This window comes from Chloroflexota bacterium (assembly GCA_009840355.1).
GTDB lineage: Bacteria > Chloroflexota > Dehalococcoidia > Lucifugimonadales > JADFKI01 > Bin90.
On the sequence record VXNZ01000039.1, the window covers coordinates 41,498 to 55,910 of the forward strand.

General features: G+C 59.1%; 13 protein-coding genes and 1 tRNA gene. 6 read left to right on the forward strand and 8 right to left on the reverse strand.

Features of this window, described 5'->3' with window-relative positions; all coding sequences use genetic code 11:
- The first annotated feature begins 217 nt into the window (after nucleotides 1-217).
- The 4 genes from cobT to F4X57_10870 all read left to right on the forward strand — a co-directional run bounded on the left by cobT (nucleotide 218) and on the right by F4X57_10870 (nucleotide 4,527).
- The gene (cobT, locus tag F4X57_10855; GenBank protein ID MYC07649.1) at nucleotides 218-1,309 is read left to right on the forward strand and encodes a nicotinate-nucleotide--dimethylbenzimidazole phosphoribosyltransferase; all 1,092 of its coding nucleotides are present in this window, start codon (nucleotides 218-220) and stop codon (nucleotides 1,307-1,309) included.
- Nucleotides 1,306-2,247 (forward strand): adenosylcobinamide-GDP ribazoletransferase, encoded by a 942-nt coding sequence (locus F4X57_10860; protein ID MYC07650.1) that lies wholly within the window; start codon nucleotides 1,306-1,308, stop codon nucleotides 2,245-2,247. Before cobT ends, F4X57_10860 begins: the two co-directional genes overlap by 4 nt.
- The gene (locus tag F4X57_10865; protein MYC07651.1) at nucleotides 2,244-3,245 is read left to right on the forward strand and encodes a cobalamin biosynthesis protein; all 1,002 of its coding nucleotides are present in this window, start codon (nucleotides 2,244-2,246) and stop codon (nucleotides 3,243-3,245) included. Before F4X57_10860 ends, F4X57_10865 begins: the two co-directional genes overlap by 4 nt.
- 427 nt (nucleotides 3,246-3,672) lie before the next feature.
- Entirely contained in the window at nucleotides 3,673-4,527 is an 855-nt protein-coding gene (locus tag F4X57_10870) for an aspartate dehydrogenase (protein ID MYC07652.1), read from the forward strand.
- A gap of 96 nt (nucleotides 4,528-4,623) precedes the next feature.
- Here F4X57_10870 and F4X57_10875 read toward each other — a convergent pair.
- Nucleotides 4,624-4,711: transfer RNA gene (locus tag F4X57_10875), tRNA-Ser, on the reverse strand.
- Nucleotides 4,712-4,902: 191 nt separating this feature from the next.
- On the opposite strand from F4X57_10875, the gene F4X57_10880 reads away from it, so the two are divergent.
- Nucleotides 4,903-5,790: an ion transporter gene (locus tag F4X57_10880; GenBank protein MYC07653.1), complete on the forward strand. Its 888-nt coding sequence runs from the start codon at nucleotides 4,903-4,905 to the stop codon at nucleotides 5,788-5,790.
- A 90-nt stretch (nucleotides 5,791-5,880) separates the two neighbouring features.
- Here F4X57_10880 and F4X57_10885 read toward each other — a convergent pair whose 3' ends face one another.
- Nucleotides 5,881-7,365, reverse strand: a complete 1,485-nt coding sequence (locus tag F4X57_10885) for a sulfatase-like hydrolase/transferase (GenBank protein MYC07654.1) — start codon at nucleotides 7,363-7,365, stop codon at nucleotides 5,881-5,883.
- Between the two features lie 83 nt (nucleotides 7,366-7,448).
- Here F4X57_10885 and F4X57_10890 point away from each other — a divergent pair, with 83 nt between their 5' ends.
- Entirely contained in the window at nucleotides 7,449-9,548 is a 2,100-nt protein-coding gene (locus tag F4X57_10890; protein MYC07655.1) for an NgoFVII family restriction endonuclease, read from the forward strand.
- A gap of 34 nt (nucleotides 9,549-9,582) precedes the next feature.
- Here F4X57_10890 and cbiE read toward each other — a convergent pair whose 3' ends face one another.
- From cbiE to F4X57_10920, 6 genes are read right to left on the reverse strand one after another with little or no spacing between them, the layout of a single operon-like run.
- Nucleotides 9,583-10,269 (reverse strand): precorrin-6y C5,15-methyltransferase (decarboxylating) subunit CbiE, encoded by a 687-nt coding sequence (cbiE, locus tag F4X57_10895; GenBank protein MYC07656.1) that lies wholly within the window; start codon nucleotides 10,267-10,269, stop codon nucleotides 9,583-9,585.
- Entirely contained in the window at nucleotides 10,230-11,177 is a 948-nt protein-coding gene (locus F4X57_10900) for a GHMP kinase (GenBank protein MYC07657.1), read from the reverse strand. Before F4X57_10900 ends, cbiE begins: the two co-directional genes overlap by 40 nt.
- Nucleotides 11,168-11,794, reverse strand: a complete 627-nt coding sequence (gene cobU / locus F4X57_10905) for a bifunctional adenosylcobinamide kinase/adenosylcobinamide-phosphate guanylyltransferase (protein ID MYC07658.1) — start codon at nucleotides 11,792-11,794, stop codon at nucleotides 11,168-11,170. The genes F4X57_10900 and cobU overlap by 10 nt, the downstream gene beginning before the upstream one ends.
- 14 nt (nucleotides 11,795-11,808) lie before the next feature.
- The gene (locus F4X57_10910) at nucleotides 11,809-12,069 is read right to left on the reverse strand and encodes a DUF4160 domain-containing protein (protein MYC07659.1); all 261 of its coding nucleotides are present in this window, start codon (nucleotides 12,067-12,069) and stop codon (nucleotides 11,809-11,811) included.
- A complete protein-coding gene (locus F4X57_10915; protein MYC07660.1) occupies nucleotides 12,062-12,652 on the reverse strand; it encodes a DUF2442 domain-containing protein in 591 nt (196 codons plus the stop codon). The genes F4X57_10910 and F4X57_10915 overlap by 8 nt, the downstream gene beginning before the upstream one ends.
- A 45-nt stretch (nucleotides 12,653-12,697) precedes the next feature.
- Nucleotides 12,698-14,224 carry a cobyric acid synthase gene (locus tag F4X57_10920; GenBank protein ID MYC07661.1) on the reverse strand — a complete coding sequence of 509 codons (1,527 nt, stop codon included), beginning with the start codon at nucleotides 14,222-14,224 and terminating at the stop codon, nucleotides 12,698-12,700.
- Between the last annotated feature and the right edge of the window lie 189 nt (nucleotides 14,225-14,413).

A 14,413-nucleotide genomic window follows, 5' to 3' on the forward strand; every position in this document is an offset into this window, starting at 1 on the left:
TCATTACGAGCGCTCATCATGGTCATTCCTCACTGCGTTCGGAATCAAGAATCGCCGATTGCAAGCAGGTATCTGACTTTGACTTTCTCGCTTCGCCTTTTGCTTTTAGATTTCTCGCTTCGCTCGAAATGACATGGCAAAGAGGGAATAACAAAAATGGCCCGGAATGACATGGCAAAAAAGATAACCCAAAGACCATGGAGAAGTAGCAATTAGAATGGCGCGGACACTTTCTGATGTTATAGCGGCGGTGATGCCTGCGGATACGGGCGCTATGCGGCGCGCGCTTGGTAGGCAGCGCAATCTGACGAAGCCGCCGGGCAGTCTTGGCAGGCTTGAGGATGTGTCGGTGCAACTTGCGGGCATATTTGGCAGCGAGCGTCCGATCATAGGCGGCAAGGCGGTCATAGTCGCGGCAGGCGACCACGGCGTCGTGGCGCAGGGCGTGACCGGCTATCCGCAAGAGGTTACGGCGCAGATGGTGCTGAACTTCCTCGCGGGCGGCGCGGCGGTCAGCGTGATGGCGCGTCGAATCGGCGCGCGACAGATTATCGTGGATGCGGGCGTTGCGGCGGACTTGCCGGAGCATCCTGAATTGCGCGCGGTACGCATCGACAGCGGCACGGCGGACACCAGCGAAGGTCCGGCGATGACTCGCGAACAGGCGGAGCGCAGCGTGCTGGCAGGCTTCGAGATTGCGGTGGAAGCTGCCGAGTTCGGGGCGGACCTGATTGCGGCGGGTGAGATGGGCATCGGCAACACAACCGCGTCGAGCGCCATCACAGCAGCGTTCACGGGCGCGTCTCCGCAGGAAACGACCGGCGCAGGCACGGGACGCAATCCCGAAGAGTTGGCGCACAAAGCCGCAATCGTGCAGCGCGCGCTCGATGTCAACGCGCCTGACCCATCGGACGGGTTGGATGTGCTGGCGAAGGTTGGCGGATTCGAGATTGGCGTGCTTGCGGGCGTGGCACTGGGGACGGCGAGCATGCGGCGCGCGCTCATCGTGGACGGATTTATATCCGGCGCGGCGATGCTCATCGCGCAGGCGCTCTGCCCTACTGCACGCGACTACATGATCGCGTCGCACCGTTCCGCCGAGAGGGGACATAGCATCGCGCTCGCGCACCTGAACTTACTGCCCTTATTGGAACTCGACATGCGACTCGGCGAAGGCAGCGGCGCGGTTCTCGCGATGCCCGTAGTCGAGGCGGCGGCGGCGTGCCTGAGCGAGATGGCGACATTCGGCGAAGCAGGCGTATCCGACCGCGACGATAGCGCAGTTGAGGCGGCGATAGATAGCCAATGAACGGGTTGCGCTCTGCCATCGGTTTCCTGACGATATTGCCGCTCGCCCCGCGTGATGCGCCTAGTTCTATGTCGTCGGCGCGCGGCTGGTTTCCGTTTGTGGGGCTGCTACTTGGCATAATCCTTGCCGCCGTTGAGTCCCTTACAGTCCTCTTACTGGGGGGGAATTGGGGATGGGCTTCGCTGGAATCTATGGAATCGGCTGTCTTTTACAGCGAACCTAGTCCCATGGTGATGCTATGGGCGGTAATGACGGTCGTGCTGCTGGCAGCGTTGACGCGCGCGCTACACCTTGACGGGTTTATGGATTCGTGCGATGCGCTGTTCGGCGGCTTCGACAGGGAGCGGCGGCTTGCGATATTGCGCGACCCTCATGTGGGCGCGTTCGCCGTCATTGGCGTAGTGTGCCTGCTGATGGCAAAGGCAGCGGCTATAGCGGCGTTGCCACAAGTAGGTCCAATTCCCCCGGTATCCCTGGACAGGCCCGACAAGTTGCCCATGCTGCTGCTGTTCCCCTGCCTTTCGCGCTGGGCGATGCTGCTGACGATGGAGCTGTATCCCTACGCGCGGCGAAACGGGCTAGGCACAGCATTCTTTCATGAAAGCAAGGATGCGAGCGGCAGCGATAGTGGCGCGAACAGCGATGGCAAACGGCGCATCCGCTGGCATTTGATACTTGGGTTCGTCTTCACGCTGGTCGTGAGCGTTGCACTGGCGGGCGTAACGGGCTTGATGATGCTCGCGGCGGCGTGCGCTGTGGCGTGGGGCGTGGGCGCATGGGCGACGCGGCTGCTCGGCGGCGTCACCGGCGACATATACGGCGCTGTCAACGAGATCGCGGAGGTGGCAGTGTTGTTGCTTGCGCTGATATTAATTGCGGCAGCGCCTATTAGCATATACTCGCCTCTGTTTGAATTGCTATGGTCGGTACTCCCATGACATGGTGGCTGCCGTGGCATCCTGACTGGTGGGTGAACGCGGGTGTGCTGCTGCTTGCGATCGCGCTGGACGCCCTACTGCCGGAGCCACCGAACGCGCTGCATCCCGTAGTCTGGATGGGCAAGGTCATAGCCGCGCTAGAACGACTCGCAGACGGACGCAGCGATACGGCGTCGTTCCTGATTGGCGCGATGATGGCGATAGTCGTGCCTGCGCTGTTCTGCGGCGCGGCTTGGCTTGCGGTCATCTGCCTGCGCGAGATTGGCGATATGCCGTATCTGCGCGACATTGCGTATCTGCGAGATTTGCCGTACTTGCTTGGCAGCGCGATATTGCTGAAGACGACATTCGCGGTGCGCGGGTTGGGACAGGCGGCGCGTGACACGCAGCGCAGCATCGAAGGCGACGATGTGGACGAAGCGCGGCACAGCCTCCGCAGTCTCGTCAGCCGAGACGCCGCCACGCTGTCCGAGCCGCTAGTCGCCGCAGCCGCCATCGAGTCGGTCGCCGAGAACACGACGGACAGCTACATCGCGCCGTGGCTGGTGTTCGCGCTTCTGGGCGTGCCGGGCGCATTCGCCTATCGCGCGGCGAACACGCTGGACAGTATGGTGGGCTACCGCGGCAAGTACGAATACTTAGGCAAGGCATCGGCGCGTATCGACGACTTGCTGAACCTCATACCGGCGCGAATATCCGCCATTCTGCTGATAATCGCCGGCGCGCTGTCCGGGCACAACGTGGCGCAAGGCTGTCGCACCGCATGGCAACAGCGCCGCCTGACCGACAGCCCCAACGCCGGCTGGACAATCGCGGCGACGGCGGGGCTACTAGGCGTCGCGCTGGAGAAGCCCGATCATTACCGCATAGGCAGCGCCTACCGCGAACCTACCGCGCCTGACATCAGTAGAACGGTGAATCTCGCGTACATCGTGGCAGCGCTAGGCGCGGCGGTGGCGGTAGGCGTAATGGCGCTCTTTGCTGCCGCTGCGGGATAGGCAAATCAGATTCACCCTTCCTCTTGACGGGCTGATGGGGATAGGCGAGGAGTATGTATTTGCTTGACGGCGCTTTGGCAGTTTCCCTTACGCCGCATAACGCTTCTGCCTGAGATTATCGTACAGGCTTGTATTATGACGGATATTTGGATTCTTCGCTCCGATGCACTGCGTTCAGAATGACAAGAATAGAGTTGCATTTCAAGTATAAAACGCTTCATGCACCAAATGTCCACAGAGCCTAGGTTCTGTGGACATTTGCGTCATTCCCGTTTTCACGGGAATCCAGAGCCGTAAGATGGAGTCGAATTCGTGCCAATAATGTTATCTGCAAACCACTGGATTCCTGCTTCCGCAGGAACGACGGGCTGAAAATCAGAAATGTCCACAAAGCCTAGCAACCCCTTGACTATTGCCGCCCGCCCCTTTGACAACTACACCGCGCGCCAATAGTATGTGCCACATGAGTAAAGCACGAAAGATTGTCGGAATCGCGGGCTGCGGTACTATTGGGCGCAAGGTCGCCGCCGCGTTGGACGGTGGCGCGCTGCCGAGCGCCGTTCTGGGCGGCATAACTAGCCGCAATTTGGAACGCGCGGCCAGTTTTGCATCCACGCTTGACGGCGCGACGCCGGTGGTCGAGTTGCAGCGTCTCGTGGAGATTGTCGATATTGTAGTTGAGGCGGCGCCGGCGAGCGCTATGGAGTCGATTGCGACCGCCACGCTGTCCGCAGGCAAAGATCTGATGGCACTCAGCGGCGGCGCATTGCTCGAACGCGACGACCTGTTTGCGCTGGCAGCCAACAACGGCGCGACGATATATGTGCCGTCGGGCGCGATAGCCGGTCTCGACAGCGTGGCGGGCGCGTGCGAAGGGCGAATCGACTCGCTGACGATGATTACACGCAAGCCCCCAGCAGGACTGAAAGGCGCACCCGGCATCGCCGCATCGGGCATCGACTTGGACGCGGTTACAGAGCCGACCGTCGTTTACGAAGGTGCCGCGCTGGAGGCGTGCAGACTGTTCCCCGCTAATGTCAATGTGTCCGCCGCGCTAAGCATGGCGGGCTTGGGTCCGACGAAAACGCGGATCCGAATCTACGCCGACCCGACCGTTGACAAGAACACGCACGACATCGTGGTCGAAGGCGAGTTCGGCAGGCTGAGCATCCGCATCGAGAACACGCCGTCAGATGAAAATCCAAGAACTGGCAAGATTTCCGCGCTGTCTGCACTCGCTACATTGCGAAAGATAACATCGACCGTTCAGGTCGGTACATGACGCTGTGGTCTGACAGGCGCTGCCTGTCGGGTGTGGCATAACGGGCAAAACTTGCGTGCGCCGCGTGGATATGGCACAAATCGGCAACGGCGCATATGGCGGAGGGGACAGGATTCGAACCTGCGGTAGCTTTCACTACTCCTGTTTTCAAGACAGGTGCCTTCAACCGCTCGGCCACCCCTCCGCGATGCGTTCGGCGCCGCGCCGAAGTCGCAAATCCAATTATAGCGCAAATGCCGCGCCCAATTCTGTCTATCCCAATATCCCTGCCAGTTTCCGCGCCGTGCTATTGATACAGGCGTTCAGTTCTGCGAAACTTTACGGTGCGCCTTCACGCGCGCCATCTTCACGAAAGGGTCGTAAGCCAACAAGACAATGCAGAAAGCCTCACTGTTAGCGGACAACCTTGTCAACAAGCGCGTTTTCGAGTACTTCATAATCGGTCTGATTCTGGTGAACGGTGTCATCTTGGGTCTCGGCACATCGCAGACCGTAGAGCGGCAATTCGGCAGCTTGCTTCATTTCGGCAATCAGATCATCCTGTTCGTGTTCATACTCGAAGCGCTGTTGAAGATGCTCGCGCACTCACCGCGCGTGGACAATTATTTCCGTGACGGCTGGAACGTGTTCGATTTCTTGGTGATAATCGTCGCGCTTGTGCCGGCGACGGGCGACTATGCGATGATAGCGCGACTGGCGCGTCTGCTGCGCGTGCTGCGACTCATTTCGGCGGTCATGGAACTGCGGCTCATCGTTTCGGCACTGGTGCGCTCTATACCCAGCGTCGGTCATGTGATGCTGTTGATGGGCATCATTGTGTACATCTACGCGATAATCGGCTACCAGCTCTTTCACGAGCACGACCCGATGCACTGGCGCAGCTTAGGCGCGTCAGTGCTGACGCTGTTCAACATCATCACGCTTGAAGGCTGGACTGTGGTGATGGACAACGCCATGCAGCTTCATTCGTGGGCGTGGGTGTACTTCGTCAGCTATGTCGTAGTGGCGACATTCGTGGTGATAAACCTGTTTGTCGCCATCATCATCAACAATCTAGACCAAGCGAACGCCGAGCGACTGCGCGAATTAGAGCCGCCCGTAACCCGCGAGGAGCTGCTGCGCGAACTACGCTCCACCCGCTCGGCCCTCCGTCGGCTAGAACACCGCCTAGAAGATGAAGGCATAACCACGCGGGGCGACGGCAAGGATGATGACGGCGAGGCGGACGACAGCGCAGACAAGACGCAAAACGGCAGGGAGTAGCAGTCCATTCCCCGCAATGTCATTCCTGTAAGTGTTAGGTAATTCGCTGACAGATTGGGTACAACATGGATGACAAACCCAACCTGCCTGCTATCGCGTAGCGGGCAGCGGCCCATCCACATCCGCTTGCAGCGCTACATCGTCAGCGAACGGCTTCGGGTATTCGTCTGAGCCTACTAGCCCGATTTGCCCTCTGCCGTACACCGCTTGCTTCGCGCCGTCCATCACTTCGTCCACATAGCGGGCGTACCAAGTTTCCAGCTCTTCGCGCAGCGCGGCGACTCTGCCCGCGTACGCCGGGTCGTTGACGATGTTCGCGGTCTCTGTCGGGTCTCCGGACAGGTCGTATAGTTCGTTGGGACCATGCGGGTAGCGGTGCACGTATTTCCAGTTGCGCGTGCGGATCATCCGCGTTGGCCCGTATTCGTCGAATACGAACACGGGCGTAGCATCCCCCAACGATTCGCCGCGCAGCACGGGCGAAAAGTCGGTGCCCGGCAGCCCGTCCGCGTGTGGGTTGTCCACGCCGGTATAGCCCAACAGCGTCGGCATCACATCGTACTGGCTCAGCAGGCGATCGCACACGAGGTCTTGCGGAACGCTGCCCGGCATCGACGCCAGCGCGGGGATTTTCACCGCCGTGTCGTACATATTCGGCGGGTATGTGCCGTTGCCCTTGCCCCAAACGCCGTGATGCCCCATGCTCATGCCATTGTCCGCCATGAACATCACCAGCGTGCTCTCGCGCAGTCCGTTCGCCTCCAGCCAGTCGAGTATTCGCCCGATGTTGCGGTCCATCTCGGTTACCGCGGCGAAGTAGCCGCTCAGCGCGATCCTGCGATTTTCAGGAGTATCGCCCACAGTCGCAGCGGATGGTTCTTTCGCCAGCTGGTTGGGGTGCATAGGCTCGTTGGGCACGGAGTCGAAGGCGCAGTTGTCGTGGAAGTCGTCGAAGACGGCATCCGGGTGTTCGTCGCGTCCCCAGGGCGCGTGCGGCGCGGTGTAGTGCACATTCAGCGAGAACGGCGCGTCCGAGCCGAACTGCCCGTTCAGGAAGTCGAGCGCGTTGTCGGTGATGATGTCGGTAACATACTCGTCGGTCTGAGAGCGCTCGCCGTTGAGAATCATCGGCGCGTCGTAGTAGTGTCCGCCGCCGGCGGCATGCACATTCCAGAACGAAAAGCCAGCGCGCTGCAACGCCGCATGCCCGATGTGCCACTTGCCGCTAAGTCCGCACTCGTAGCCGTTCTCCGCGAGCAGCTCGATGTATGTCGGCTGTCCGGCGATGTAGTCGATCTCCAAGCCGTCGTTGGGCAGGTAGGTGGCATTGCCTGCGCGCAGGAAGTCTTGCACTCCGTGCTGCGATGGGATGCGCCCGGTGAGTATTGACGCGCGCGCCGGCGAGCACACGGGCGACGCGCAGAAGAAATTATCGAAGCGAATGCCCGTCGCCGACAGCCGATCGAGATTGGGCGTAACCATCTCGTCATTACCCGCGCAGCGCATAGCCCAAGCCCCTTGGTCGTCGCTCAGAATGAACAGGATGTTGGGACGGTTGGGGTTAGTGCTTGGCATGGGGTGCTCCTTGTGTGAATGATAAGTTATCGATAATCAGTTATCATTGAGCAGAACAGAATAGAACGAACATCGCTCTTGATATGTCAATGAACTTCATTGCCGTAAAATATACGGCAATGGTTACAAGTGTCAACGCTAGGGCTAGAGAAATGACCACGCAACAAGGCTTTACATTCGACGATCCTGATCCCCGCACGCGAAGCAGTACGCTGAATGTTGTTTATGCCAAAGCGAAGTCGGTATCTGCGTTTGACCGTAGTCTATTTGCCGATTTTGATTCGATGAAGGCTTTGACATACACATCGAGTATTCCGATGATACTCGGGCTACTGAAGGATTTCGACTATGCCGAATTCGAGTGCATTTTCGGACATAACGGCGTCCTGACACGCTCTGCCGCCGACTTGCTTGCTTTTCAATCAGCAGTGGACGAAAGTTTGAACAAAGGCTTTGTCGGCATTGCAGGACTGTCCGAAGAACGCCGGCGAATAATCTACGACCGGGCGGCTAGTGGGGCAGCGCGGTTCTACGTGGTTAAGGACGCCATAGCCCATGCCAAGATATATCTGCTGGAGCGGGATGACTTGAAGCGCGTCATAGTCGGCTCCGCCAACCTATCCGAGACGGCGTTCTCAGGTCGGCAGGCGGAAACTCTGATAGTCTTCGACAATGATGACATGGCATGGCGGCACTATTCACGGCAATATGAAGCGGTTCGCTCAATCGCTTCCAGTAGGATTCCCCTCAGGGAGAAGCCTATCCCAGCCCAAGTTATGCCTATCGAAGAAACTCCTGCGTTGAAAGATACTGAAGCAAGCGAAACGGGCATATCTCTTTACATACCCGCTCAGATTGCAGACGAGGAAGAGTACAGTACGCCACAGATTCTAAACAAAGTGGAGCATATCAAGCCCATTTACCAAAAGGCAATGGCGGATATTAAGCCTGACCGTCAAGGAGTTGTTAGCTTCACTTCAAACATCGTGAAGCAGATGACGCGCATCGCAACCTCTGTGGGAGCTGACGATGCGCCCTCGACATATTTGTCATATGACGGTCAGCGGTTCATCTTATCGGACGACGATGTAAGCATGGAAACAGAACCTGACGAAGTACGAAGCGACGTAGAGGCATGGATCGAGTTCTTCAGCAACTATGAAAATGGCTTTGTGGGCGATGTGCCTCGCCTGCAGAAGGACTACTTCACTTTCATGTCATGGTTCTACTTCGCGCCGTTGATGTGCGATGTGCGAAACTCTGCAATTCGGACTGACGCTTTCAGCTTCGACCAGCCTATGTTCGCCGTGGTTTATGGGCAGAGCAATTGCGGCAAAAGCAGTCTTATCGAGACGCTTATGAAGTCGATGTTCTCCTATCCGCGCATAGTGGAGACTCAGTATTTCACGCGCAGCAACTTGCGAGGATTGCAGCATGCATACAAGCGTTTCCCAGTGGTGTTCGACGATGTGACGCGGGACAGGTTCAATCGCCACGCTCCCGAAATCATCAAAGAACCGGCAACTTCTCTTCCCGCCGGCGCTGAATATCCATGTTTCGCCCTCTCGATGAATGCGGACGCTCGAAGTTTCCAGCCTGAGATTGTTAAGCGCTGTCTGATGATTTACACGCGGACAGCCCTGCCAGGCGACGACACCGCCGCCCGCCGGCGACTGCAAAGGTCAGTGTCCAGCATCCGAGAACGTCTCACGACCGCCCTATATCGGCATTACCTACAGCAAGTTACGAGTTCAATGGAAGCAATACCCAAATCTGAGTATATAAACTTGGATGTGCTGGAACTGTCCTCGTCAACTCTACATCGCATATTCAAGGAAAATCTGCATGACGGCGCGAAGGTTCCCGATTGGTGCGCTCCCGCTTCGTTGGAAGAGTATCAGAATAGAGCGTTTGAGCGGCCTCGCCTGGTGCTCGAAAATCTGATACACCCTGACAAGTATGTGAAAGAGCGTCGCCCGCCTGTTGGGAGTTGGACAATATCGGGTGACATTGTGCTAATCGGTGTAGAACCGTTTTCCGCCAACCGCACTAAGGGCGATATACCGGATTGGATACTGGATGATACGGCGAGTGTGTCAGACCAGATTGCGATGAAGCGCGAACTGCTTGGTGATTTTCTCGGCAAGCAGATTCGGCGACCACGTCGCTGGCTGGTTTTCTAATCTGACATTTACACGAACCATACCTGCAACCCCATCACCCCATCGGGAACGCCAGTATCGTCAAGTCGCTGAACTCGGCGGGTTCGGAGGCTAGGGTGGATAGCGTGTATTCGGTGATCGTTTCGCCTTCCAGTGAGAGGCGCTGCAACGCCCAGAGCGGCGTGTCGGCGGGGATGCCTTGTTCTAGCAATTGGGCGGCGATTGTGGCGGGCATCAGGTCGAACGGACGCGGCAGCACGATGAGGTTGCGCCGGCGCACTCGCAGCATTTCCGTGAGTTCCTGCAAACCCGCTTCGTGCCCGTCGCGCGCGTGCAGCGTGATGAACAGCGATGTCTCCATCGTGAAGCCCAGCCGCGTACACGCCACCTGCACCGAGCTTATGCCGGGGATGAGCTCGACTTCGGCGCGACGCCGCACACGATCGAGCAACTCTTTCGACGAGAAGTTCAGGTCGCCCCACGCGCAGACAACGCAGTGCTTGCCTGCTTCCGCGTGAGACGCGAGTTGCTCCAGCACATCCTCTTGGTCGCGGTAGCGCATCGGCATCGCCTCGCCGCCAATCCAGCGCCGCACCGGACCAAGTACCGTCTCGAATCCAGCAACATAATCGGCGTCGCGGATAGCGTCCCGTGCCTTAAGCGTCAGCAAATCCGGATCGCCCGGACCCACGCCCACAATGGTTATCTTCGCCACAGAGTTGCCTCCTCCGGTTTGTTGCATGTTTCGACGGGAATAACGCCGCCGCCCACGATGCGGCGGTTGTATATTCGCCTTATACCGAACAATGTCTCCCACGCGCGCGATATGGCGTTCTCGGCGAGGGCGCCATCGTCGTCGAAGAGCATTCCCAGCACGGTGCCGCTGTGCGCCGCGGTGACGCCCACCGCGCCGGCGTCATCGGCGAGGCGTATCACTGCGTCCAACTGCGGCTTGTAGAGCAGATGCTGATTTGCAATCGCGCTGCGAGTCGCGCCTGCGCCGATGTCCGCCGCGTTGCCTTTCCGCACGCCGCGACTGATGAGCGACAACGCTTCCTCGAATTCGGGCTGCATTTCGAGCAAAATGCCGTCGCGGTTGACGCCGTTGAACGCGAGCGTGTCCACATCGCCGCCGAAATCCAGTACGACTACGCGCATCGGCGGAGGATGCCCCAGAATCTCCGCGATGTTGCCCCGCTTGTGGTCGAGAACGGCGATGCCGGGCAGCATAATGCTGTCGCTCGGCTCCACGCGCAGCGCGATTGACGCGATGGTCTGCGGAGATATGTCCTGCTGTTCGTCCAATGCGGCAGCGGTCGCGGCGATCGATGCCGACACATCAGCCGTGCTGCTCGCCATACCCTTGCCGCGCGGCAGTTGGCTCGACAAACGCAGGAGCGCGTCAACATCATCGCGTCCGAAGTGCGCCAGGGTCAGAATCACCGCTTGCCGAGATTTCGGCGCGTGCGGCGGCGCATCCACACGACCATCGCCCGGCGTTAGCGTAACCGTCGCGGTAGAGTGCATGTCGATGGGGCAGCTCACGAGGAAGTAGTCGCCATCAACCATGCCCTGCGCCAGCTCGCCGCAACTGCCGGGCGCGCGCATAGTCGCCGTGCGGGTGATGTTCGCCGTCTGTGTCATTCGCAATCGCGCCGCAGTCCTGAATCGAAGATGCCCATATCGGGCGTGTCACCTATATCGTTGATGTGCCGCGCGCCGAGCGCCCGCAGGTCGAGCGCGAGCCCAGCCGCCATAAGATACACCTTGTCCGCGCGAGATGCCACAAGCGAGTTGACGCGGCCAAGCGCATCGCGGTAGGCGCGCCCCAGCGAAGACGGCGGCACGACGCCTAGCCCAACCTCGTTCGTGACGATTATCCACTCTGCATCGGATGCGGCGTACACATCCAGCAATTCCCGCGCCGCGCCCGTGATTCGCGCTTCGCAATCGGCATCGTATTCGTACTGCAGCAGCAGATTGCTAACCCACATAGTCAGGCAATCCACGACGATGGTGTCGTAGAGGCACGGCGTGTCCGCGATACGAGCGCGGATTGCATCGGGCAAGCTGCGTGGCTCTTCGAGCGTGTGCCATTCGGGGGGGCGGCTTGCTTGGTGCGCGGCGATGCGGCTACGCATGTCGTCGTCGAGCGCCTCCGCCGTGGCGACGAACAGCACTCGCTCGCCCCGCATCGCAAGCCGCTCTGCAAGCGAGCTTTTACCGGAGCGCGCGCCGCCCGTGATGAGCGTGAATTTGCGGTTCATTCCAAATCTCACCCTTACCTCAATGGTGCAATTCTGCTCGGCGCTTCGCCGCGCTGCGCCTGATCCCACGCAGTCGAAAGCTCATCCTGATGCTCCCTAGCCCATACCATAACGCTCCGGCGTACTGAAGCGGGCAGGTGTCCCCGCAGCATGGTGATGGGATCAATGCCTACCAGCGCCGTACTGCCGCCGTATCGGACATGGAAGTGTGGCGGATTGTGGTCATTGTGGTACATGGAAATGACGATACCGTAGAATCGGCTGAGTTCAGGCATTCTGAACCAGAGGCGCGGCGTTATGGGACTTGATGATGGTGTTCAACTGCTCCCAAGTAATGCCGGTTACATCTAAATACAGCGAATCGGCGCACATCTCGATGTCATCGTTCCACGAGATTGTACCGTAGGATGTTACGCGAACATCTTCAAAGAAATCCGGCTTGTTCCACGCCTTGAAGACGCCTTTCCCCACAAGATGAGCGAGATTAACTTCCCCGCTGACACCATCGTTGAAGGCTAACCACAAGCGATAATCGGGGAGTGGAATTACATCGACTGCCGCCAATTGCCAGTCATTCCCGGGCGGCGTCGCTTCATCCTGAATCTCGGAAGGCAGTTCGTCATACGACTTGCCCGTGATTCGCAAGTACAAGTCGTAAGCGTTTTCACCAATGCCATCGCCCCACAGTATAGCGCCGCCGTGTACCCGCGCATTCTCGAAGACGCCCGTTTTTTCCCAGTCCTTATAGTATTCGTGGCGCAGCTTCTCTGATAGGTCAACTTCGCCGCTGACGCCATCGCTGTACTCAATCCATAGGCGATAATTCGGCAAAGCCTTCACGCTCACGGGCTTTAGCATATTCGCATTCCTTTCCCGCCGCTAATCGCAACCCACATCCGAGACCTACAACCCCACCATAGCATACACCGCGTCCATGTCCACGCTGTGGCGGATTAGGGCGGCTAGCTTGTCGTATTCGGCGTCGAGGTCGAGGATTGCGCCGTCGGGCAGTGTGATACCCTTGCGGCGCGCGATGTTCGTCAGCAGCGTGTGGCGCAGGCTGTGGTTGTGGAACAGCCCGTGCATATATGTGCCGAGCGTCAAGCCGTCCGCGTCCATCGCTCCGTCCGACGAATTCACCGACTTGCCGGAGCGCTCCGTGATGCGGAAGGGCGCACCGGATTTGCCGTCGCCGTTGTCGTAGGTCTGTCCCATATGTATCTCATAGCCGGCGATTGCGCTGCCGCCGTTGCCCGCCAGCATGCCCGCTGACGATGCAGCCACCTTGCCGCGAACCTGATGCGTAGTCTTGGTCGCGGCGAATGTGGTGGTGAGTGGCAGCAAGCCTAGTCCGCGAGTTTCCTGTACGGTGGATTCCACGCCGTCCGGGTCGAGTATGCGCTCGCCGAGCATCTGATAGCCGCCGCACACGCCGATGACCGGCGTACCGGCACATCGCCGCGCTGTTACCGCGTCCGCGATGCCGCTTTGTCTCATCCATTCGAGGTCGGCGACTGTGGTCTTGGAGCCGGGCAGGATAATCAGGTCGGGCGCGCCCATCTCGCTTGCGTTGTTGACATATCGCAGGCGCACACGCTCTTCGCGGTACAGCGGGTCGAAGTCGTCGAAGTTGGCGATGCGCGGCAGACGAACGACCGCGATGTCGATGAAATCGTCCGATTGACTGTTGTTCCACGCGCGTGGCGGGTCGAGACCGAGCGAGTCTTCTTCCGGAATGTGGATGTCGTCGAACCATGGGATGACGCCCGCGACACCCACGCCCGTGCGCTCTCGCAGTATGTCGAAGCCGGAGTCTAGCAGCGACGGATCGCCGCGAAACTTATTGATGACGAACGCCTTGACCAGCGCCTGCTCTTCCGGTTCCAGCAGCGCCATCGTGCCAACTAGTGACGCGAACACGCCGCCGCGGTCGATGTCGCCCACGATGATTACCGGCGCGTTCGCATACCGTGCAACGCGCATGTTGACGATTTCGTGCTCGCGTAGGTTTATCTCCGCCGGGCTGCCCGCGCCTTCGATGACCACGATGTCGTACCGGCTGCGCAGCGTGTCCAGCGCCTGCGTTACGAGCGGCCAGAGGCGCAGCTTCATCTCGTAGTATTCGCGCGCGGACGCCACGCGCGTCGGCTTGCCCATCACCACGACCTGCGACTTGCGGTTGCCTTCGGGCTTGAGCAGGATGGGGTTCATTTCCACAGTGGGCGCAATCCGCGCGGCTTCGGCTTGCACCGCCTGCGCCCTGCCAAACTCGCCGCCGTCCGGCGTGACGAACGAGTTCAGCGACATATTTTGCGCCTTAAACGGCGCAACCCGCAGCCCGTCCTGCGCAAAAATGCGACAAAGTGCCGCCGTCATCAGCGACTTCCCCGCATGCGAGGTCGTGCCTTGCACCATTATCGTTTTGCCCATTATTGGCGCCTTGTTCATCTGCATTTGCACATCAGCGTCTCCGGAATAAGCAACTTGCTAGGTTGTGTGGACATTTCGTCGCTGTATCTTATTACCTTTGTGATTTCTCGCTATCGCTCGAAATCTAAAGTCGGAAACAGGTTTGCAAGCGACGATTTCAGATTCCTCACTATGTTCGGAATGACAGAT

What these genes read in the sequence shown, in the direction of transcription:
- cobT (MYC07649.1), top strand. Translation starts at nt 218, where the DNA reads ATGGCGCGGACACTTTCTGATGTTATAGCGGCGGTGATGCCTGCGGAT.
- F4X57_10860 (MYC07650.1), top strand. Translation starts at nt 1,306, where the DNA reads ATGAACGGGTTGCGCTCTGCCATCGGTTTCCTGACGATATTGCCGCTC.
- F4X57_10865 (MYC07651.1), top strand. Translation starts at nt 2,244, where the DNA reads ATGACATGGTGGCTGCCGTGGCATCCTGACTGGTGGGTGAACGCGGGT.
- F4X57_10880 (MYC07653.1), top strand. Translation starts at nt 4,903, where the DNA reads ATGCAGAAAGCCTCACTGTTAGCGGACAACCTTGTCAACAAGCGCGTT.
- F4X57_10885 (MYC07654.1), bottom strand. Translation starts at nt 7,365, where the DNA reads ATGCCAAGCACTAACCCCAACCGTCCCAACATCCTGTTCATTCTGAGC.
- F4X57_10890 (MYC07655.1), top strand. Translation starts at nt 7,449, where the DNA reads ATGTCAATGAACTTCATTGCCGTAAAATATACGGCAATGGTTACAAGT.
- cbiE (MYC07656.1), bottom strand. Translation starts at nt 10,269, where the DNA reads ATGCAACAAACCGGAGGAGGCAACTCTGTGGCGAAGATAACCATTGTG.
- cobU (MYC07658.1), bottom strand. Translation starts at nt 11,794, where the DNA reads ATGAACCGCAAATTCACGCTCATCACGGGCGGCGCGCGCTCCGGTAAA.
- F4X57_10910 (MYC07659.1), bottom strand. Translation starts at nt 12,069, where the DNA reads ATGCCTGAACTCAGCCGATTCTACGGTATCGTCATTTCCATGTACCAC.
- F4X57_10915 (MYC07660.1), bottom strand. Translation starts at nt 12,652, where the DNA reads ATGCTAAAGCCCGTGAGCGTGAAGGCTTTGCCGAATTATCGCCTATGG.
- F4X57_10920 (MYC07661.1), bottom strand. Translation starts at nt 14,224, where the DNA reads ATGGGCAAAACGATAATGGTGCAAGGCACGACCTCGCATGCGGGGAAG.